Below are 18,927 nucleotides of genomic sequence, written 5' to 3'. Positions count from 1 at the left end.
ACGATGACCACCAAGGAAACTCTCACCTCGGAGGAAACTCCGTTGCTCGAGATTCGTGATCTCGAGGTGTCTTTCCAGTCCAATTCCGGTCCGGTTCCGGCAGTTCGAGGCGTCAGCCTGACCGTCTACCCGGGTCAGACTGTCGCGATCGTCGGCGAATCGGGTTCGGGTAAGTCCACTACCGCCCACTCGATCATCAATCTGCTTCCCGGCACCGGCAAGGTGACGGCAGGCGAGATCATCTTCGACGGCAAGGACATCTCGAAGGTCTCGGAGAAGGACTTCGTCCACATCCGGGGAAGCCAGATCGGTTTGGTTCCGCAGGACCCGATGTCGAATCTGAATCCCGTGTGGAAAGTGGGCTTCCAGATCGAGGAAGCACTGGCCGCCAACGGGATCGCCAAGGGCAAGGCAGCCAAGGTTCGGGCTGCGGAACTGCTCGAGGAGGCAGGACTCGCGGAGGCCGAGAGCCGGTTGGGGCAGTACCCGCACGAGTTCTCGGGCGGTATGCGTCAGCGCGCACTCATCGCGATCGGGTTGTCCGCTCGTCCGAAGCTCCTGATCGCGGACGAGCCGACGTCGGCGCTCGACGTCACGGTCCAGCGTCAGATCCTCGATCACCTAGACGGTCTGACAACGGAACTCGGCACCGCCGTTCTGCTCATCACTCACGATCTGGGCTTGGCCGCCGAGCGCGCCGAGCATCTGATCGTGATGAGCAAGGGTCGTATCGTCGAATCCGGTCCGGCGCTGGAGATTCTGAAGCGCCCGCAGCATCCGTACACGCAGAAGCTGGTCGCTGCTGCGCCGTCGTTGGCGTCGAAGCGGCTCAGCTCGTCGGTGGCGCGCGCCGAGATTCGCGAACAGGCGGAAGAGGTCGCCGAAGCGGTCAAGGCCGAGGAAAGTGCGGCAGAGTCCTTCGGTAAGGCGACCGACGACGTTCTTGTCGTCGATCATCTGACCAAGGTGTTCAAGCTGCGCAAGGGTTTCCGCAAGACCACCGACTTCACAGCCGTGAACGACGTGTCCTTCAAGGTCCGCCGCGGAACCACGACGGCGATCGTCGGTGAATCGGGTTCCGGTAAGTCGACGGTCGCGCAGATGGTCCTCGGCTTGCTCGAGCCCACCGCAGGCAACGTGGTCTTCGACGGTCAGGACGTGGCGAAACTCGGCGCCAAGGAAACCTTTGCGTTCCGTCGCCGAGTGCAGCCGATCTTCCAGAACCCTTACGGCACGCTCGACCCGATGTACTCGATCTACCGCACGATCGAAGAGCCGCTGCGTACCCACAAGGTCGGGACCAAAGCAGAACGGGAGGCTCGCGTCCGCGAACTTCTCGACAAGGTCGGTCTGCCCCAGTCGGTCATGCGACGGTTCCCGAACGAGCTCTCCGGCGGACAGCGTCAGCGCGTCGCAATTGCGCGAGCGTTGGCACTTCAGCCGGAGGTCGTGATCTGCGACGAGGCGGTCTCCGCTCTTGACGTGCTCGTGCAGGATCAGATCTTGACCCTGCTCAACGACCTGCAGGCAGAGTTCGGGTTGACGTACCTCTTCATCACGCACGACCTGGCCGTGGTTCGCCAGATCGCGGACAACGTGTTGGTGATGTCGCGTGGCTCGATCGTCGAATCGGCACCGATCGACGACGTGTTCGGCAATCCGCAACAGGACTACACCCGCAAGTTGCTCGACGCGATTCCCGGCGGGTCCATCACGCTGGGAAGCTGACGCAACAGGTAGGTAGGCAAGTCCGCAGAGGGGCTGCAAGGGTACCGTCGTTGATCGTGACGGACCCCTTGCAGCCCCTCGTCGATCTTCCAGGCGTACGCGCCGCCGCCGATCATGCGCGCGACGCTCTGGGTGAGGTTCATCGGCACAAGACCAACCGTCGCGGTTGGCCCACCACTGCCGCCGAAGCCGCGGTTCGCGCTGCGCGAGCTTCCGCATCGCTGGCCGGTGGCACCACCGAATTGCCGGCCGAGGGCATGGCCGGTGATCCGATTCTCGCGGGTGCTCTGCGCGTGGCTCAGGCTCTGGACGGCGACAGTCTTCCCCTCATGGAGTCGACGTGGAAGCGCGCCCCGCTGCAGGCTTTGGCCCGGCTGCACCTGCTGGCCGCGGCAGACCTCGTCGAGGACGCGGATCAACTGGGGCGGCCACGGTCGGATCGCGGAGTGGGGGAGCGGTTGGACGCTCTCGCGCAACTCGTTACCGGCGGAACCAGTGCACCGGCGCCGGTTCTGGCGGCCGTCGTGCACGGAGAACTCTTGGCGCTGAGCCCGTTCGGCACCGCTGACGGCATTGTTGCACGTGCGGCTTCGCGTCTGGTTGCGGTCTCGTCCGGGTTGGATCCGCACAATCTGGGAGTCCCCGAGGTCAGTTGGCTTCGGCGGCCGCAGGCGTACACGGACGGCGCGGCTGGATTCGCTTCGGGAAATCCAGCGGGTGTCGGCAGTTGGGTGATCTTGTGCTGCGGAGCTCTCGAAGCCGGTGCGCGAGAAGCGACTTCGATCGCCGACGCGGCGACTGGATAGTCTGCAACAGGGCGGGGCCGGCACATAACGAACGGGCGGCGCTGCCGATAAATCGACTTCGCCGCCCGTCAGCACGGACTACTCGTTACCAAGCGTGCTCGGTGGGTTGTGTGGGTGGCCTCGGCGAGGGATCGCACTTTCTGAGGTCGTCCCCGCAACCGGTGCGGGGTCCTCGCTCAAATTGAACGAATCTCGCAGGCCCACAACGCTTCTGCCCTTATAGTGGCTTGTGCTCCGCGTGGGTGCCCTAGTGCCCGTGCTAGGAATTTCGGTTGGGGAAACGGTCCTTCTCTTCCGAGCCGTTCCTGGCCTTCCGTTCTTCCGTAACTCCTTTGTACCCTGTGTCCGGGCTCACAGCAAGTACCAATTTTTGTTTGTGGGCATTGGATTTCAGCGTTTCCGACGCAGTAGCCCGAAGGTCATGGCGCCGGCCACCAGAGCTGCGATTCCCACCGCTGCAGTTGTGGCGACCGTCGTCGTGGACTGGGCCGACAATCGCGCGCGAAGCGAGACCGGGTTCGAGAAAGTCAGTATGGGCCAACCGTTTACGGCCGCTTCCTTGCGTAATGCACGATCGGGGTTGACTGCGGTGGGATGTCCGACCGCCTCGAGCATGGGCAAATCGGTCACCGAGTCGGAGTAGGCGTAACTGGCGGCGAGGTCGTAGCCGTATTCCGCGGCGAGTTTTTCCATCGCCTCGACCTTGCCCGGGCCGTAGCAGTAGAAGTCGACCTCGCCGGTGTAGTGGCCGTCTTCTTCCCTCATCGACGTCGCCACGGAATGGGTGGCGCCGAGGGCGCGGGCGATCGGCGCGACGATTTCCTCGCCCGACGCCGACACCACGATGACGTCGTGTCCACGCAGCTTGTGATCTGCGATCAGATCGGCCGCCTCGGCAAAGACGAGTGGGTCGACGATGTCGTGCAGAGTCTCCGCGACGATGGCCTTCACCTGTTCCACGTCCCAGCCCGCGCACATCGCAGTCAGGTGCTCGCGCATGCGCTCCATCTGATCGTGATCGGCGCCGGACAGAAGAAACAGGAATTGCGCATAGCTGCTCTTGAGAACCGAGCGTCGATTGATCAGACCCTGGGCGAAGAATGGCTTGCTGAACGCCAGGGTGCTCGACTTCGCGATGATCGTTTTGTCCAAATCGAAGAAAGCGGCTGTCCGCCCGGTATTCAGTCCGTTCGCAGGCTTGTCGGTCACAGGAATGAGGATAGTCCGACAGGCGGTTCGTGTGCTCCTCGGCAAGCGTCCTCTTTCGGCGAAAAACAGCAGTTCAGTGCAGCTCAGGCTTGCATTTCTCGCCAATGGCGGGTGTAAGATCGTTGCTGTTCGATTCGTTCGAACTAGTTCAGCCCGACCCCCCGGGGCTGAACTCAGACGGCCCCCGCCTCCTCCCCCCATTGGCGGGGGTCGTCCTCTGTCTCAGGCCTGTTTCTCCACAACTTCCCAGTTGTCCACAGGCTCTCTCGACCCACTGTTTTCGGTGCCGGTGCTCGTTCAGGCTCTGCAGTCATGAACACGACGATCAACTCTCGGGAAACCGGGGCTCCCATTCTGGTTCTCGTCGACGACGCGAAGGTCCTCGCGAGCGTGCGACGCGTCGCTGCCGCGGTGGACCGCCGTCTGGACGAGGCCGAGCATCCCGTTTCCCGGCAACAGTGGAACCGGGCCTCGGCGGTCGTGTTGGACGCGTCGGCCGCGCGGGATGCTCTGGCTCGTTCCCCTAAACGAACGCGAGTGTTCCTCGTGTGCGACGGCACACCGACCGTCGACGACTGGAAGAGTGCCACCGCGATTGGAGCCGACAGCGTTCTGTCCTTGCCGGAAGAGGAGAACGCGCTGGTTGCAGTTCTGGCCGACCACGTAGACGTGAGTGGTGACGGCACCGTCGTGAGCGTGGTGGGTGGTTGTGGTGGCGGCGGAGCCTCGGCAACAGCTGCGGCTGTCGCGTTGACGTCGGCGGCACGTCACGTCCCGACGCTACTGGTGGACGTCGACGCCCTCGGCTCCGGCGCTGATGTGCTGTTGGGCATCGAGACGACCCCCGGATTGCGTTGGGGTGCACTGACCGTCGAGGGCGGGCGGTTGGCCCCGGATGCGCTGCGCGATGCCCTGCCGGCAAAGGGAAAGTTCTTGAGGGTTCTGGCGAGCAGTCGCCGCGAGATCGACGGTCCGACAGTGACCGCCGTTCGCGCCGTGCTGGACGCAGGTCGCAGTTCCGGCGGACTCGTGGTCTGCGACGTGCCACGTCATCCCAGCGAGGTAGGTCAGGCCGCGTTGGAGATGTCGGATTTGGTTCTCGTGGTGGTTCCGGCCACCGTGGCTGCGTGCGTCGCTGCAGAGAAGGTCGGAGCCTGGGTGGTGCGACACAACTCCAATGTCGGGCTCGTCGTGCGTGGGCCGGCGCCGGGAGGCCTACGCGGCGCCGATGTGGCAGACATGCTCGGCCTGCCGCTGACGGCCGTGATGCGCGGCCACCGCTCGCTGGCGCCGATGCTCGAGCGCGGTGGCCTCGAATTGACCCGAGGTTGTCCGCTGAGTGCGGTGGCAACAGCGGTACTCGACGCCGTCGAATCCGGCGCACGCCCGCGCAGGGCTGCGGCATGAGCGCGTTGGTCACGACAGAACTGCTCGACCGAGTTCGCGAGCGGCTGACGGCGTCGTCGGTCGCCGAGCCGACGGCGGCCACCGTTGCCGACGCCGTGCGAGCCGAGTCCTCCGGCGTTCTGGCGGACACGGATCTGTTGGAGGTCGTCAGGGTGCTCCAGACGGAACTGACAGGCGCAGGGCCGCTCGAACCACTGCTGCACGAACCCGGTGTCGCCGATGTACTGGTGACCGCGCCGGATCAGGTCTGGGTGGACCGCGGGGTCGGCCTCGAAAGGTCCGGGGTCCGGTTCACCGACGAGGCAGCCGTGCGTCGACTGGCGCAGCGGTTGGCACTGTCGGCAGGTCGACGCCTCGACGACGCCCAACCGTGGGTCGACGGCCGTCTGCGGGGCGTCGGCGACGGGCACTTCGGGGTACGACTTCATGCCGTACTCGCACCGGTGGCCCAGGGCGGAACCTGCGTGTCACTGCGAGTGCTGCGGCCCGCAACACAGGGTCTCGACGCGCTGTGTGCTCACGGCGCCGTGGAACCGGACGCGCGCGAACTCCTCGATCGCATCATCTCGTGCCGCTTGGCCTTCCTGGTGATCGGCGGGACCGGCGCGGGAAAGACCACGTTGTTGTCCGCCATGCTCGGCGCCGTCGACCCGCGCGAGCGAATCGTCTGCGTCGAGGACGCGGCCGAACTAGCGCCGCCGCATCCGCACGTCGTCCGCCTCGTCGCCAGGGCTCCCAACGTCGAGGGCGTCGGAGAGGTGACGGTGCGCGATCTGGTTCGGCAGGCACTGCGGATGCGTCCCGATCGCATCGTCGTCGGTGAGGTCCGCGGTGCAGAGGTGACGGATCTGCTCACGGCGATGAACACCGGCCACGACGGCGGCGCCGGCACCGTTCACGCCAATTCGCCCGAAGAGGTGCCGGCCAGACTCGAGGCGTTGGCTGCGCTCGGCGGTATGGATCGCCACGCGTTGCACAGTCAACTTGCCGCGGCAGTTCAAGTGATCCTGCACGTGCACCGGTTGGCCGACGGATCGAGGCGTCTCGAACAGATCGGCGTCATCGACCGCGGTGCGGACGGATACGTACAAATCATGCAGGCATGGCCGGACGGCGGTTCGGGTCGTGAGCGGCTCGAGCGGATGTTCCGGCTTCGCAATCGAGAGGTCGGGACGTGACAGTTTCCTTCCTGGTCCTCGCGTTGGCGGTCTCGATTGCGCCGGTGCGGGATTCACGTGCTCGGCTCGCTACGTACGCCCCGAGCATCCGCAAGCCCTCCCGGCAGATTCCGTGGCAATTGGTCGCCGCATTTTTCGCGGTGTCGGCTGCATGGGTTCTCGGAGGCTTGTCGGCAGGATGCGCGGCGGTCGTCCTCGCCGGAACCTTGATCTTTCGTGGGCGCCGCGCGAAGGCGGCCGAAAACCGGGACCTCTCACAGAAGATGCTGCTCTCCGGTCTGGAGGTGCTGATCGCCGAGCTGAGCGTCGGCGCGCATCCTGCAGTTGCCAGTTCTGTTGCAGGCGAGGAATGTAGCGGCGAAGTAAGTGCGGTGTTCCGGTCCGCTGGGGCCAGGGCGCGTCTCGGTGGTTCTGCCGCGGCGGCCTTCGCGGTACCGGATTCGTGCATCGAGCGTGAGTTCTCCCGCATCGGATCCGTCTGGCGGGTCGCAGACCAACACGGTCTGGCTCTGGCTGAACTACTCGGCGCGGTCCGGACGGACATGTTGGGGCGTAGACGCTTTCGTCAGCGCACCGAGGCCGGGTTGGCGGGCGCTCGGGCGACGGCTGCGGTGCTGGCTTTTCTACCGCTGCTGGGGATCGGCCTCGGCCAGTTGATGGGGGCGTCGCCTCTGCGCGTGCTGTTCGGCGGTGGGCTCGGCGGCGTGCTGCTCGTGATCGGAACTGCCTGTGTCTCAGCTGGTTTGCTCTGGACCGACCGGATAACTGCGAAGGTCACGTCGTGAGTTGGGCATCCGTGGCGATGATCGCGTTGGCGCTCGCGATCATTCCCGCTCGCCGCGGCGCTTCGGCCAGGGCGGCAGAAATTCTGTTCGCGGACACAACAACAGAAAATTCGGTTGCAGCCCCGGACAAGCCGGATCCACTCGCAGTTGCCGCAAGTCTCGACCTGCTCGGGGCCTGCCTGCGAGCGGGGCTTCCCGTCTCCGCCGCGATCACAGCGATGGCGTCGACCGCGCCGAAACCGATGGCTGACACGCTCAGTCGCGTCGCCGACCTTCTCACGCTCGGTGCTGATCCCGACGCCGCGTGGAGCGAAGCCGCTCTCGATCCCGATACCGAGGCGCTGGCCAGAATGGCTCGGCGTTCCGCCCGTTCGGGTTCGTCGCTGTCCTCGTCCATGGCCGAACTCGCCGAGCGCAGTCGAGGTGACGCCGAGGATCTGGCTGCTGCCGCGGCCGAACGTGCGGGAGTGCTGATCAGCGGTCCACTCGGACTGTGTTTCCTGCCGGCGTTCATCGCCTTGGGCATCGTCCCGGTGGTGATCGGGCTTGCCACGACTGTGCTCGGGAATGGCCTGTTGTGAGCCGGATCCGTGTGAAAGCTCCTGCGGCAGAACTGCTGCCACAGGTTTTGATTGAAGGGGGAAAAATGATTTCGAAGACGTTCAGGACGATGTCGGCCAGATTTGCGCTGTTGGTAACGGAGGACGACGGTATGTCTACCGCGGAGTATGCGATCGGCACGATTGCGGCTGCCGCATTCGGTGCCGTCCTGTACACGGTTGTCACCGGCGACTCCATTGTCTCGGCGCTGACAGGTATCATCGACAAGGCGCTCAAGACAGCTGTGTGATGTTGTCCACGAGAGGTATTCGGCAAGCCGACGACGGCGCCGTGACGGTGGAGGCCGCGATTGCTCTGGCTTCGATCGTCACGGTGGTCGTGCTGTGTATCGGTGGCGTCCTCGCGGTGTCGATGCAGGTGCGGTGTGTCGACGCAGCTCGTGAGGCCGCGCGGTTGGTGGCACGTGGTGATCGTGAGTCTGCGGTCGCCACGGCCCGCCGGATCGCACCCCAAGATGCGTCGATCTCGGTGGAGATCGTTGACGGCTTTGCCGTTGCCGTTGTCAGCGCCGAGAGTACGTTGCTGCCGTTGGTCGACATTTCTTCCGAGGCTGTGGCAGCTGTGGAGTCAGGGGTGGAAGAGGGGTGAACCTACGTGACGACGAAGGTGTTGCGACGGTTCTGGCGTGCTGCGTTCTGGCAGCGATCGTGATGGTGACTGGTGGGATGCTGCATGTCGGGTCCGCGGTGGTGGCCCGGCACACTGCTCAGTCGGCCGCTGATCTTTCGGCTCTCGGCGGTGCGGGCGCCTTGGACGGAGGTGAGGCGTCTGCGTGTGCGAAGTCCGCGGCGATCGCGGAGCGTATGCGTACGGTGCTCGCGGAATGTGAGGTGCAGGGGTGGGATGTAGTTGTCGAGATACGTGCACCGGTGTTGTTGTCGGGCTTCGGGATCGGCGATGCGCAGGCCTACGCTCGTGCGGGTCCGGTCAGCTGATCGTGTCTCAGCTGATCGTATCGATGACGGCGGTCAGAACCTTGACCGCGCCGTCTTTGTCGAGTGGGTCGTTTCCGTTGCCGCACTTGGGTGAATAGACGCAGGACGGGCATCCGTGAGCGCACTCGCAGGAGAGTATGGCGTCGCGCGTCGCGGTGAGCCACCGTGACAGTTCGCTGTGCCCCCGGTCGGCGAACCCGGCGCCACCGGCATGACCGTCGTAGACGAAGACAGTCGGGAGTCCGGTGTCCGCGTGCATCGCCGTCGATACGCCGCCGATGTCTCCGCGGTCGCAGATCGCCACCAGTGGCAGCAGACCGATCGCGGCATGTTCGGCGGCATGCAGTGATCCGGGGAACCGTTCGGGCGGCACCCCGATGGATTCGAGTAGTTCCGGCGTGACCGTGTACATCACTGCCCTGGTGGGCAAAGTGTGTGCGGGCATGTCGAGTTCGATCGAGTCGAGGACTTCACCCGAAGTCAACCGTCGTAGGTACCCGACGACTTGATGTGTCACCTCGACCTGGACGAGAGCGACGGCGATGTCGCCGTAGTTCTTGTGCTCGAGTTGTTCGGTGATCGTGATTTCGGTGGTCTCGCGAGCCGAGGTGGTCCAGTCCGGATTCTCGGTGTGTACCAATGCGAGTCCGACGTCGAGGTCCAGTTCGTCGACGACATAGGTCTCGCCTTGATGGATGTGCACGGCACCGGGATGAACTGTGGCCGGAGCGCGGCCCGCGTCGACAGTACCCAGCATCCGGCCGGATTCACCGTCGACAATGGCCACCTGAGTTCCGATACCGCCGCGAATGTCCAAAGAGCCGTGGGGGTTCGAATCGGCGGTGACGAACCATCCGTGCTTTCGGCGCCGGATCTTGCCTTCCTCCGACAGCCTGGTCAGAACCTCGAGAGCCCCGAAAGAGTCCACCTCGACATCGGAAAGTGGGAGTTCCATTGCAGCGCAGAGAAGTTGTGGTCCCAGGACGTACGGATTTCCGGGATCTGTCACCGTCGCCTCGACGGGTTTGTCGAGTACCGCCGACGGATGGTGAACGAGGTAGGTGTCGAGTGGATCGTCGCGGGCGATCAACACGACGAGTGAACCCTCGCCGCGTCGCCCGGAGCGACCGGCCTGCTGCCAGAACGAGGCAACGGTCCCCGGGAAGCCTGCCACGACAACGGCGTCGAGGCCTGCGATGTCGACGCCGAGCTCCAGCGCGTTGGTGGTGGCTGCGCCCAGCAGCGTGCCGTCGGCGAGCGCAGCTTCCAGTTCGCGACGGTCCTCGGCCAGATATCCGGCGCGATACGACGCGACTCGCTCGGCGAGGTCCGGGTCCACCTCGGCGAGTAGACGTTTGGTGGCCATCGCGGTCAGTTCGGCACCGCGGCGGGAGCGGACGAAGGTGAGAGTACGGGCGCCCTCGATCATGAGGTCGGCCATGATCCGCGCTGCTTCCGCGCCCGCGGGACGTCGTACCGGGCTACCGTTTTCGCCGGTCAATGCCTCGAGTAGCGGAGGCTCCCACAGTGCGACGGTGCGTGGGCCGTGCGGCGATCCGTCTTCCGTGACCTCGGTGCAGTGTGCGCCGATGAGCCGCGAGGCCGCCGCGCCGGGATCTGCCGTGGTCGCGCTGGCCAGGATGAAGGTAGGTTCGGCGCCGTAACGCGCTGCAATCCTGCGCAGTCGCCGGATCACGAGCGCGACGTTGGATCCGAAGACTCCCCTGTAGGAGTGGCATTCGTCGATGATCACGTATTTCAGGTTGCGGAAGAAGTGCGCCCATCGCTGATGGGTGCGGAGCAGCGAAATGTGGATCATGTCGGGGTTGGTGAAGAGCCAGCGTGAGTTCTCGCGTGCCCAGGTGCGGAGTTCCTGCGAGGTGTCGCCGTCGTACGCACTGGCGTTCGTACTGCGAAGTTCGACGTCGAAGTCGGTGAGGGACAGCACTGCTCGCAGTTGATCCGAGCCCAGCGCTTTGGTGGGGGAGAGGTACAGGGCAGTTGCGAGCGGATCGGTCGCCATGGCCGTCAGCACCGGGAGTTGGTATGCCAGTGACTTACCCGACGCCGTACCCGTGGCCACGACCACGTGTTTTCCCTCGTGAGCGAGGTCTGCGGCCTCACTCTGGTGGATCCACGGGGACCACACGCTGTGCTCGGCGAGCGCGCGTACGACGCTGGGGTGCACCCACTCCGGCCATTCGGTGAACTCGGCTACGCGAGCAGGCAACTGCGCGGTGAACATCAGTGGTTTTTCGCTTCCACTGACCCCGGCGACGACGCGATCGAGCAGCATCTGCCCGTAGGTGTCGCCAGGCTTCCCTCCCGGGGCGGGGATCGGGGAAGGTGCGTTCACGTGACTCTCCGGGCTCGGCGTTGGGGTGTGGCGGCAATCGGAAACTGTCGCTACCTGCAGTTTTGATGATACGCAACGGCCGGCGGTCTTGGTGGAACCGGGTGGTCGGCGCGGAAGCGGGAAGCCACGATCGTGGGCCGTTTTTCTCGTAGCGAACTTTTAACGTTTTTAGTTCCCTTTTCGACTGTTGTGCACGCGGAGAACATGGTTGACTGACAATCGGTCGCAGCTTCTGTGTTCGTAGGCTTGAGAAAGTGCACGCTCGCAGGATCGTTGTTGCGGGCGCGGTGCTCTGCCTTTCCTGAGGGGGAAATAAAGACGTACAGCGGTCGGAACCGGCCCGGTGGACTGTAAGGGCTGTTCACCGAATCCGGTGTTAGAAAGAGAAGGAAAAGCATGGCACAGGGCACTGTGAAGTGGTTCAACGCTGAAAAGGGCTTCGGCTTCATCGCTCCCGAAGACGGTTCCGCAGACGTCTTCGTTCACTACTCCGAAATTCAGGGCAACGGCTTCCGTACCCTCGAGGAGAACCAGCGTGTGGAGTTCGAGGTCGGCCAGGGCACCAAGGGTCCCCAGGCTACCGGCGTTCGCGCGGTCTGATTTTTCCGCTCACTCGCTGAGCGATTAGTTCGGACAGTATTTGTCCCCCATCGCATCCGTGCGGTGGGGGACAAATCTTTTCGGGCTGAGCCAGTCTTTCTCTGTCCGAGGTAATGCACGCAGCTGTTCGACCACGGCCGGTCGTCTATGCCGTCAGTACCTTCGTGGCTTACGTTTCACTCTGTGAGCCAACTGTCCTTTTTCTCTGCCGAGTCGATTCCACCTGCCGTGACGGACCTCGCCGGAATGCTGGCCGGACCGGGTCAGGTCGTGACCTCGGAGGACCGTGCCCGGATCTCGATCGTCGTGGATCGGGACTGGAGAGCGCAGGCCGTTGCCGAGTTGATCGCGCAGTGCGGACTCGGGGCCGAGGTGACGCGTAGTGAAGAAGGCAGCCCATTGGTCCGCACTCAGTCGACGCCCGCACTCCTTCCGCTGTCCGTGCAGTGGACCAAGGGAGCTGTGAAGGCGGTGCCGGTCGGTTGGGTACCGAACTCCCGCCAACTCCGGGTGTGGGCCGTCGCGGCCGGCAGGCTCGAAGAAGGCGGCGAGCGATTCGTGTTCGGCCTCGACCCCCATGCCAAGGAGACGCACGCACCGCTGGCTCAGGCCTTGATGCGGGTTGGTATCGCGCCGACTCAACTGGGTAACCGGACACCGGGCCCGGGGCTCCGTGTGTCGGGAAAGAAGAGACTGACAAAGCTCGTCGAATACCTCGGTGAGGCGCCGAAACACGTCGACACTTCGGTCGCCTGGCCGCACGTCTGACAGTGCTCTTGCCTCGTGTCCGACGGTGCTCATGCCGCGTGTCCGACGGAGCCCATACTGTACTGATCTGCACGAATGTCTTGCGGGTATGTCACTCTGTAAAGAGAGACACGGGGTATAACTTGCTCCACACGTCTAGTTCTGAAGATCTGCCGACGGCAGTGAACGTCCAAAGGAAGGCTCGGGCAGCAGGTGGCTAAAGCGGACAACGGCAGCGGTCAGGGAGCGTCCGGTAACCCTCGTCGCCTCGTGATCGTCGAGTCACCGACCAAGGCGCGCAAAATCGCTCCCTACCTCGGTAAGGACTACGTCGTAGAGGCATCGGTCGGTCACATTCGCGACCTGCCGCGAGGCGCAGCAGACGTTCCGGCCAAGTACAAGGGCGAGTCATGGGCCCGTCTCGGCGTCAACGTCGATCACGACTTCGAGCCGCTCTATGTCGTGAGCCCGGAAAAGAAGGGCAAGGTCGCCGAACTCAAGTCTCTGTTGAAGGACGCCGACGAGCTCTTCCTCGCAACTGACCCCGACCGTGAGGGCGAGGCAATCGCCTGGCATCTCCTCGAGACTCTCAAGCCCAAGATTCCGGTTCGTCGAATGGTCTTCCACGAGATCACCGAGCCGGCAATCCGTGCTGCCGCCGAAGACACCCGCGAACTCGACACCGACCTCGTCGATGCTCAGGAAACCCGCCGCATCCTCGACCGTCTCTACGGTTACGAGGTCAGCCCGGTTCTCTGGAAGAAGGTCATGCCGAAGCTCTCGGCCGGCCGCGTCCAGTCGGTGGCCACTCGCGTCATCGTCCAGCGTGAACGCGAGCGCATGGCGTTCAAGTCGGCGTCGTACTGGGACATTTCCGCGACGCTCGACGCCGGTGCAGAGGCCAGCCCGCGTAGTTTCGGTGCTCGCCTCGTCTCCGTCGACGGTTCGCGTGTCGCCTCCGGTCGCGATTTCGGAGCTGACGGAAAGCTCAAGGGCAGCGCGGTCACCGTGCTCGACGAGGCCTACGCGCGTCGTCTCGCGGAAGCGTTGCAGGGCGTCGACCTCACGGTTTCCTCCGCCGAGGACAAGCCGTACACGCGCAAGCCTTACCCGCCGTTCATGACGTCGACGCTCCAGCAGGAAGCCGGACGCAAACTTCGTTTCACGTCCGAGCGCGCCATGCGTATCGCGCAGCGTCTGTACGAAAACGGCTACATCACCTACATGCGTACCGACTCGACGACGCTCTCGGAGTCGGCGATTGCAGCCGCTCGTGCGCAGGCCACCGAGTTGTACGGTCCGGAGTACGTCCATCCGACGCCGCGTCAGTACACCCGCAAGGTCAAGAACGCGCAGGAAGCTCACGAGGCGATCCGCCCCGCCGGCGACGTGTTCCAGACCCCGGGTCAGCTGCATTCCAAGCTCGATTCCGACGAGTTCAAGCTGTACGAACTGATCTGGCAGCGGACCGTCGCTTCGCAGATGGCCGACGCCCGCGGTACGACGCTGACGCTCCGCATCTCCGGCACGGCAGGAACCGGCGAGGACTGCACGTTCTCCGCTTCGGGTCGCACCATCGTGTTCGCCGGCTTCCTCAAGGCTTACGTCGAAAGTGTCGACGAAGAAGCCGGCGGTCAGTCCGACGACGCCGAATCCAGGCTTCCGGTACTGGTCAAGGGCCAGGAAGTCACGGCCACCAAGCTCGATCCGGACGGGCACAGCACCAACCCGCCCGCTCGCTACACAGAAGCCAGCCTGATCAAGACGCTCGAAGAACTCGGCATCGGCCGTCCTTCGACCTACTCGTCGATCATCAAGACCATCCTCGATCGCGGATACGTCTACAAACGTGGCAGCGCGCTGGTTCCGTCCTGGGTGGCGTTTGCCGTCATCGGACTGCTCGAGGTGCACTTCGGCCGGCTGGTCGACTTCGACTTCACGGCAGGAATGGAAGACGATCTCGACGCGATCGCCGGTGGCCGTGAGCAGCGCGGCAACTGGCTGAGCAGCTTCTACTTCGGCGGCGAGACAGGCGCAGAAGGTTCGGTCGCCCGCGAGGGCGGGCTGAAGAAGATGGTCGGAGTCAACCTCGAGGAGATCGACGCTCGCGAGGTCAACTCCATCCGTCTCTTCGACGACGCCGAGGGCCGCGAGGTGCACGTGCGCGTCGGCCGGTTCGGCCCGTATCTCGAGCGCATGGTTCAGAACCCGGACGATCCCGAAGGCGATCTGATCTCGCAGCGGGCAAATCTTCCCGACGACCTGCCGCCGGACGAGCTCACTCCCGAGTACGCCGAGAAACTGTTCTCGACGCCTCAAGAGGGCCGCAAGCTGGGCGTCGACCCACTGACGGGCCACGAGATCGTCGCGAAGGAAGGCCGCTTCGGTCCCTACGTGACCGAGATCCTGCCCGAACCGCCGGCCGAGCCGGAACCGGACATCGTTCCCGTCTCCGCTCCCGAGCCGGAAGAAATCAGTTCGGGCAGTACCAAGACTGCGGTGAAGAAGGCCGCAGCCAAGAAGGCACCCGCGAAGAAGGCTGCCAAGAAGGTCGCGGGCCCCAAGCCGCGGACGGGATCGCTGCTCAAGTCCATGGATTTGGCGACGATCACCTTGGAAGATGCACTTCGTCTGCTGTCGCTTCCGCGCGTGGTGGGTGTCGACCCCGAATCCAAGGAAGAGATCACCGCGCAGAACGGCCGTTACGGTCCGTACCTGAAGAAGGGCACGGACTCACGCTCGCTCGCCAACGAAGAGCAGATGTTCACCGTCACGCTCGACGAAGCGCTCAAGATCTACGCCGAGCCGAAGCGTCGTGGGCGTCAGGCATCGGCAACGCCTCCGTTGCGTGAGTTGGGCGTCGATCCGGTCAGCGAGAAGCCGATGGTGATCAAGGACGGCCGTTTCGGTCCGTACGTCACTGACGGCGAGACCAACGCCAGCCTTCGCAAGGACGACGACGTCGAATCCATTTCTGATGCTCGTGCGTCGGAGTTGCTGGCTGATCGTCGGGCCCGCGGTCCCGTCAAGAAGAAGGCAGCAGCCAAGAAGGCTCCGGCAAAGAAGGCCGCTGCCAAGAAAACAGCCGCAAAAAAGGCCCCGGCCAAGAAGGCTGCCGCCAAGAAGGCTCCGGCGAAGAAGGACTCGTAAGGCTTCGTCGGTGCCGACGGTTAGGGTTTTTGCATGAGTACTGAAGTGGCCGAACGAGGTGTGTTCGGTCGGCTGGTGGGTCAGCACGACGTCGAGCAGAGCCTGCGTGATGCTGCGCTGTCGGCTCGTGGCGATTCCAGCGGCTCGGAGATGACCCACGCGTGGCTCTTCACCGGGCCACCCGGCTCTGGTCGTTCGGTTGCTGCTCTCTGCTTCGCCGCAGCCCTGCAATGCACCTCCGACGGTGCACCAGGGTGCGGTGAGTGTCATGCGTGTACGACGACGATGGGTGGAACCCACGGTGACGTACGACGGATCATCCCCGACGGCCTGAGCATCAGCGTCAAAGGCATGCGCGAGATAGTCAACATCGCTTCGCGTCGGCCGACGACGGGGCGGTGGCAGGTCATCGTGGTCGAGGATGCCGATCGTTTGACCGAAGGCGCAGCCAACGCCCTGCTGAAGGTTGTCGAGGAGCCACCGGACCGCACGGTCATCCTGCTCTGCGCGCCGACGACCGATCCGGAAGACATGTCTGTCACCCTCCGTTCGCGGTGTAGGCACATGCCGTTGGTGACGCCGTCCGTCGAATCGATCGCCCAGGTACTGATCGACCGCGACGGGCTGGATCCGGAGCGAGCGAGAATCGCCGCATCGATCAGCGGCGGACATGTCGGTCGGGCGCGGCGCCTCGCCACTGACGAGAGCGCGCGGGACGAGCGTCAGCGTTCGCTTCGGCTAGCCGCAGACGCGATCGGTGCTTCGACGGCGTACAAGGCCGCAGAGAACTTGGTGAAGTCGATCGAGGCTGACACCAAGGCGTTCTACGCCGAACTCAAGGAACAGGAACTCGAGGAGCTCAAGGTCTCCTTGGGTGGTGGTGGAACCGGCAAGGGAACAGCCGGGACTCTGCGCGGATCGGCTGGTCTGATCAAGGACCTAGAAGCGCGTCAGAAATCGCGCGACACCCGGGCCCGCCGCGATCTTCTCGACCGGACGCTGATCGACCTGGCCGGCATGTACCGGGACGCGCTTTCCTATTCGCTGGGGTCGACGTCGACGGCGACCCATCCCGACATGGCTCGGCAGGCCGCCGAGTTGGCTGCACGCACGTCCCCGGAGGGGTTGCTCAAGTGCATCGAAGCGGTGCTCGAATGCCGCGAGGCCGTCGACTTCAACGTCAAGTTGCAGTGGGCGCTCGATGCGATGGTTGCCTCCATCGGAGCCGCTTTCCGACCCCCGTTTTCGCGATCCGGGGGTTGACCAGATAGACTCGCCACCGCCGAAAGGCACGCTGCCTTAGCTCAGTCGGTAGAGCATTTCACTCGTAATGAAAAGGTCGAGAGTTCGATTCTCTCAGGCAGCTCAGCCAAGAGCCCCACACCCGGAAATCCGGATGTGGGGCTCTTGTCGTTAGTTCCCAATTCTTGCGTATGTGCGGTTTATCCTGAGTTCGGCGAACACGTGCCTGAACAGGAGAGACCTCGATGTCGGATCAGAACTGGGGACCAGGCCAACCATCGCAGAATCAGCCGCCGTACGGGCAGATGCCGCCGCAGGGTTATCAGCCGCCGACGCCCGCCTATCCGTACGCAAGCTGGATCTCTCGGGTGTTTGCGTCAATCCTCGACGGCTTTGTCGTTCCGCTCCCCGGCGTCATCCTCGCGGGCATCGGAGCAGTGATCGCGTTCTCCGGATCCGAAGTGACCACATACGACGACGGCAGCGTGAGCGCTGAAGGCGGTAATCCGGTCGGGGTGATCGTCATGGTCGTCGGCATACTGGCGATCTTCTTGATCGAGGTGTGGAATCTCGTCTTCAGGCAAGGGAACACCGGACAGACGCTCGGCAAGAAGTGGCTGGGAATTTCGGTGATTCGGGAGTCCGACGGTGTGCCTCTCGGCCCGGTGATGGCGCTGCTTCGTTGGATCATGATGGCGATCCTGGGTGGCGCCTGCTTCCTCAACTATCTCTGGCCGCTCTGGGACTCGAAGCACCAGTGCTGGCACGACATGGTGGTCCGGTCGGTAGTCGTTCGCGCGCGCTAGTCGCTGCCGAGGTCTCTTACAGTGGATGTCATGGAGTTGGAAGTGGTCGCAAGGCGACGACGCGCGCTGGCCGCACCCGTCGGTGTTGCTGCAGTGGCGGTGACGGCCGCCGCGGTACTCCACTTCCGTGATCCCCACAGTGCGGGTAGTTACGGCGTTTGTCCGATGTATGCGTTGACGGGATTGTGGTGCCCGGCGTGTGGTGGCCTTCGTGCGGTCAATGACCTGACTAATCTGGATGTTGGCGCCGCAGTGTCCAGCAATGTCTTGATCGTGCCGTTTGTCGCGGTGTTGGTGATCGCGTGGATCGGTTGGACAGTGCGCCGTTGGAAGGGCACGCGGGATCGCATGATCGTGCTTCGGCCGACTGTGACGATCGTGGTGCTCGGAGTTCTCGTTGCATTTACGGTTGTTCGAAACACCCCGTGGGGGAGCTGGCTCGCGCCGGCGTGACGGTAAGAGGTCGACATGGCACTGCAGGTTTTTTCGCTCATCGTTCTGCTCGGCGCGCTGATCATCCTGATTCCGACGGCACGACGTGTCTTCGGCAAGAAGGACGACGAGTAGGCCTCGACAACTGGGCCGGAGCGGCACATGCTGGCGGTATGGCTGATTCGTTGAAAGCGCGCGTCAAGGAAAAGCTACTGAGGCAACTCGCCGAGGACGGTCGGCACCCGATTCAGGAAGCTGAGGGTGACGATCCCCGGCTGGTGTCGATCAACGACGATCTCGAAGCGTTGGAACAGGCCGAGGAAGGCGATCCGATCGTCGAAGAACTGGCCGAGAGGTACTGGGTTCCGTGAAGTTTACCGACCGCAGTGCTCTGACCTGGCGATTTGGTGTTGTGTTGATCTTCGCGTAACTTTGTCCAGGTCAGAGCGACACGGACACCGACTCCCACCTGCGAGGGTGAGTGACACGAGGTTGTACGAAGTGCCTGGCGAACACAATCCAGTTTTTCTTCACGGGGTTCCGGTTTGCGCCGGTGACCTGGTTGGGATAGGCTGGAAAAGTTGCCCCGGAGCGGCGGCCATAGGGTCGTGGTGATGGTGTGTGCGTGTTCTTTGAGAACTCAACAGTGTGTCGATGAATGTCAGTGCCAAATATTTTTTGGTACTTCACATCCGCGAATGATCAACCGCCTCTTGGGGTTTGGTTGGTTTGTGTGTGGTGTGAGTATTTTTCGTCGGTGATTGTTCATTCTTCCGTCTGAATGGTTGCCGACACATTTTTTGCTAGTTGAGTTTTTTGCTAGTGATTTGACTCTTTTTGTCTATGACTGATTAGCAGTCTTCGGCTGTGAAATCTAGAGTCTTCAACGGAGAGTTTGATCCTGGCTCAGGACGAACGCTGGCGG

At 63.6% G+C, this 18,927-nt stretch carries 18 protein-coding genes and 1 tRNA gene; 17 read left to right on the top strand and 2 right to left on the bottom strand.

Features of this window, described 5'->3' with window-relative positions:
- The first annotated feature begins 3 nt into the window (after positions 1-3).
- Both ACKAMS_RS20390 and ACKAMS_RS20385 read left to right on the top strand, forming a co-directional pair.
- Entirely contained in the window at positions 4-1,728 is a 1,725-nt protein-coding gene (locus tag ACKAMS_RS20390) for an ABC transporter ATP-binding protein (RefSeq protein WP_095973517.1), read from the top strand.
- A gap of 56 nt (positions 1,729-1,784) precedes the next feature.
- The gene (locus ACKAMS_RS20385; protein WP_020905979.1) at positions 1,785-2,534 is read left to right on the top strand and encodes a hypothetical protein; all 750 of its coding nucleotides are present in this window, start codon (positions 1,785-1,787) and stop codon (positions 2,532-2,534) included.
- Positions 2,535-2,924: 390 nt separating this feature from the next.
- Here the strand turns inward: ACKAMS_RS20385 and ACKAMS_RS20380 are convergent, their stop codons facing one another.
- Positions 2,925-3,743, bottom strand: coding sequence for an HAD-IB family hydrolase (locus ACKAMS_RS20380; RefSeq protein WP_019746641.1), 819 nt, complete (start codon positions 3,741-3,743; stop codon positions 2,925-2,927).
- Positions 3,744-4,055: 312 nt separating this feature from the next.
- Here ACKAMS_RS20380 and ssd point away from each other — a divergent pair, with 312 nt between their 5' ends.
- The 7 genes from ssd (at position 4,056) to ACKAMS_RS20345 (ending at position 8,669) form a co-directional block, all read left to right on the top strand.
- Positions 4,056-5,150: a septum site-determining protein Ssd gene (ssd, locus tag ACKAMS_RS20375; RefSeq protein WP_019746642.1), complete on the top strand. Its 1,095-nt coding sequence runs from the start codon at positions 4,056-4,058 to the stop codon at positions 5,148-5,150.
- Complete coding sequence (locus ACKAMS_RS20370; protein WP_092765749.1) at positions 5,147-6,328, top strand: TadA family conjugal transfer-associated ATPase; 1,182 nt, start codon at positions 5,147-5,149, stop codon at positions 6,326-6,328. The genes ssd and ACKAMS_RS20370 overlap by 4 nt, the downstream gene beginning before the upstream one ends.
- Positions 6,325-7,113 carry a type II secretion system F family protein gene (locus tag ACKAMS_RS20365; protein WP_020968273.1) on the top strand — a complete coding sequence of 263 codons (789 nt, stop codon included), beginning with the start codon at positions 6,325-6,327 and terminating at the stop codon, positions 7,111-7,113. Before ACKAMS_RS20370 ends, ACKAMS_RS20365 begins: the two co-directional genes overlap by 4 nt.
- The gene (locus ACKAMS_RS20360) at positions 7,110-7,694 is read left to right on the top strand and encodes a type II secretion system F family protein (protein WP_020905983.1); all 585 of its coding nucleotides are present in this window, start codon (positions 7,110-7,112) and stop codon (positions 7,692-7,694) included. Before ACKAMS_RS20365 ends, ACKAMS_RS20360 begins: the two co-directional genes overlap by 4 nt.
- Positions 7,695-7,759: 65 nt before the next feature.
- The gene (locus ACKAMS_RS20355) at positions 7,760-7,963 is read left to right on the top strand and encodes a DUF4244 domain-containing protein (RefSeq protein WP_020905984.1); all 204 of its coding nucleotides are present in this window, start codon (positions 7,760-7,762) and stop codon (positions 7,961-7,963) included.
- Positions 7,963-8,322 (top strand): TadE family type IV pilus minor pilin, encoded by a 360-nt coding sequence (locus ACKAMS_RS20350; protein WP_020968274.1) that lies wholly within the window; start codon positions 7,963-7,965, stop codon positions 8,320-8,322. Before ACKAMS_RS20355 ends, ACKAMS_RS20350 begins: the two co-directional genes overlap by 1 nt.
- Positions 8,319-8,669 carry an Rv3654c family TadE-like protein gene (locus tag ACKAMS_RS20345; protein WP_020968275.1) on the top strand — a complete coding sequence of 117 codons (351 nt, stop codon included), beginning with the start codon at positions 8,319-8,321 and terminating at the stop codon, positions 8,667-8,669. The genes ACKAMS_RS20350 and ACKAMS_RS20345 overlap by 4 nt, the downstream gene beginning before the upstream one ends.
- A gap of 7 nt (positions 8,670-8,676) precedes the next feature.
- Here the strand turns inward: ACKAMS_RS20345 and ACKAMS_RS20340 are convergent, their stop codons facing one another.
- Positions 8,677-10,965, bottom strand: a complete 2,289-nt coding sequence (locus tag ACKAMS_RS20340) for a DEAD/DEAH box helicase (RefSeq protein WP_408989474.1) — start codon at positions 10,963-10,965, stop codon at positions 8,677-8,679.
- Between the two features lie 456 nt (positions 10,966-11,421).
- Here ACKAMS_RS20340 and ACKAMS_RS20335 point away from each other — a divergent pair, with 456 nt between their 5' ends.
- The 8 genes from ACKAMS_RS20335 to ACKAMS_RS20300 all read left to right on the top strand — a co-directional run bounded on the left by ACKAMS_RS20335 (position 11,422) and on the right by ACKAMS_RS20300 (position 18,373).
- Positions 11,422-11,625, top strand: coding sequence for a cold-shock protein (locus tag ACKAMS_RS20335; RefSeq protein WP_003946117.1), 204 nt, complete (start codon positions 11,422-11,424; stop codon positions 11,623-11,625).
- A gap of 183 nt (positions 11,626-11,808) precedes the next feature.
- Entirely contained in the window at positions 11,809-12,393 is a 585-nt protein-coding gene (locus tag ACKAMS_RS20330) for a hypothetical protein (protein WP_003946106.1), read from the top strand.
- Positions 12,394-12,585: 192 nt separating this feature from the next.
- Positions 12,586-15,522, top strand: coding sequence for a type I DNA topoisomerase (gene topA, locus ACKAMS_RS20325; RefSeq protein WP_019746651.1), 2,937 nt, complete (start codon positions 12,586-12,588; stop codon positions 15,520-15,522).
- A gap of 33 nt (positions 15,523-15,555) precedes the next feature.
- Positions 15,556-16,785: a DNA polymerase III subunit delta' gene (locus tag ACKAMS_RS20320; RefSeq protein WP_019746652.1), complete on the top strand. Its 1,230-nt coding sequence runs from the start codon at positions 15,556-15,558 to the stop codon at positions 16,783-16,785.
- A gap of 30 nt (positions 16,786-16,815) precedes the next feature.
- Positions 16,816-16,888, top strand: a tRNA-Thr gene (locus ACKAMS_RS20315).
- A gap of 121 nt (positions 16,889-17,009) precedes the next feature.
- Complete coding sequence (locus ACKAMS_RS20310; RefSeq protein ID WP_069147163.1) at positions 17,010-17,570, top strand: RDD family protein; 561 nt, start codon at positions 17,010-17,012, stop codon at positions 17,568-17,570.
- Positions 17,571-17,600: 30 nt separating this feature from the next.
- A complete protein-coding gene (locus tag ACKAMS_RS20305) occupies positions 17,601-18,023 on the top strand; it encodes a DUF2752 domain-containing protein (protein ID WP_060939212.1) in 423 nt (140 codons plus the stop codon).
- A 152-nt stretch (positions 18,024-18,175) separates the two neighbouring features.
- Positions 18,176-18,373, top strand: a complete 198-nt coding sequence (locus ACKAMS_RS20300) for a hypothetical protein (protein WP_003946112.1) — start codon at positions 18,176-18,178, stop codon at positions 18,371-18,373.
- Positions 18,374-18,927: the final 554 nt, after the last annotated feature.

It is taken from the genome of Rhodococcus sp. 5A-K4, assembly GCF_046097995.1.
In the GTDB taxonomy this organism is placed as follows: domain Bacteria; phylum Actinomycetota; class Actinomycetes; order Mycobacteriales; family Mycobacteriaceae; genus Rhodococcus_F; species Rhodococcus_F erythropolis.
The sequence above is the reverse complement of the archived record's forward strand: the minus strand, read 5'-3'. Positions and strand labels throughout refer to the sequence as shown.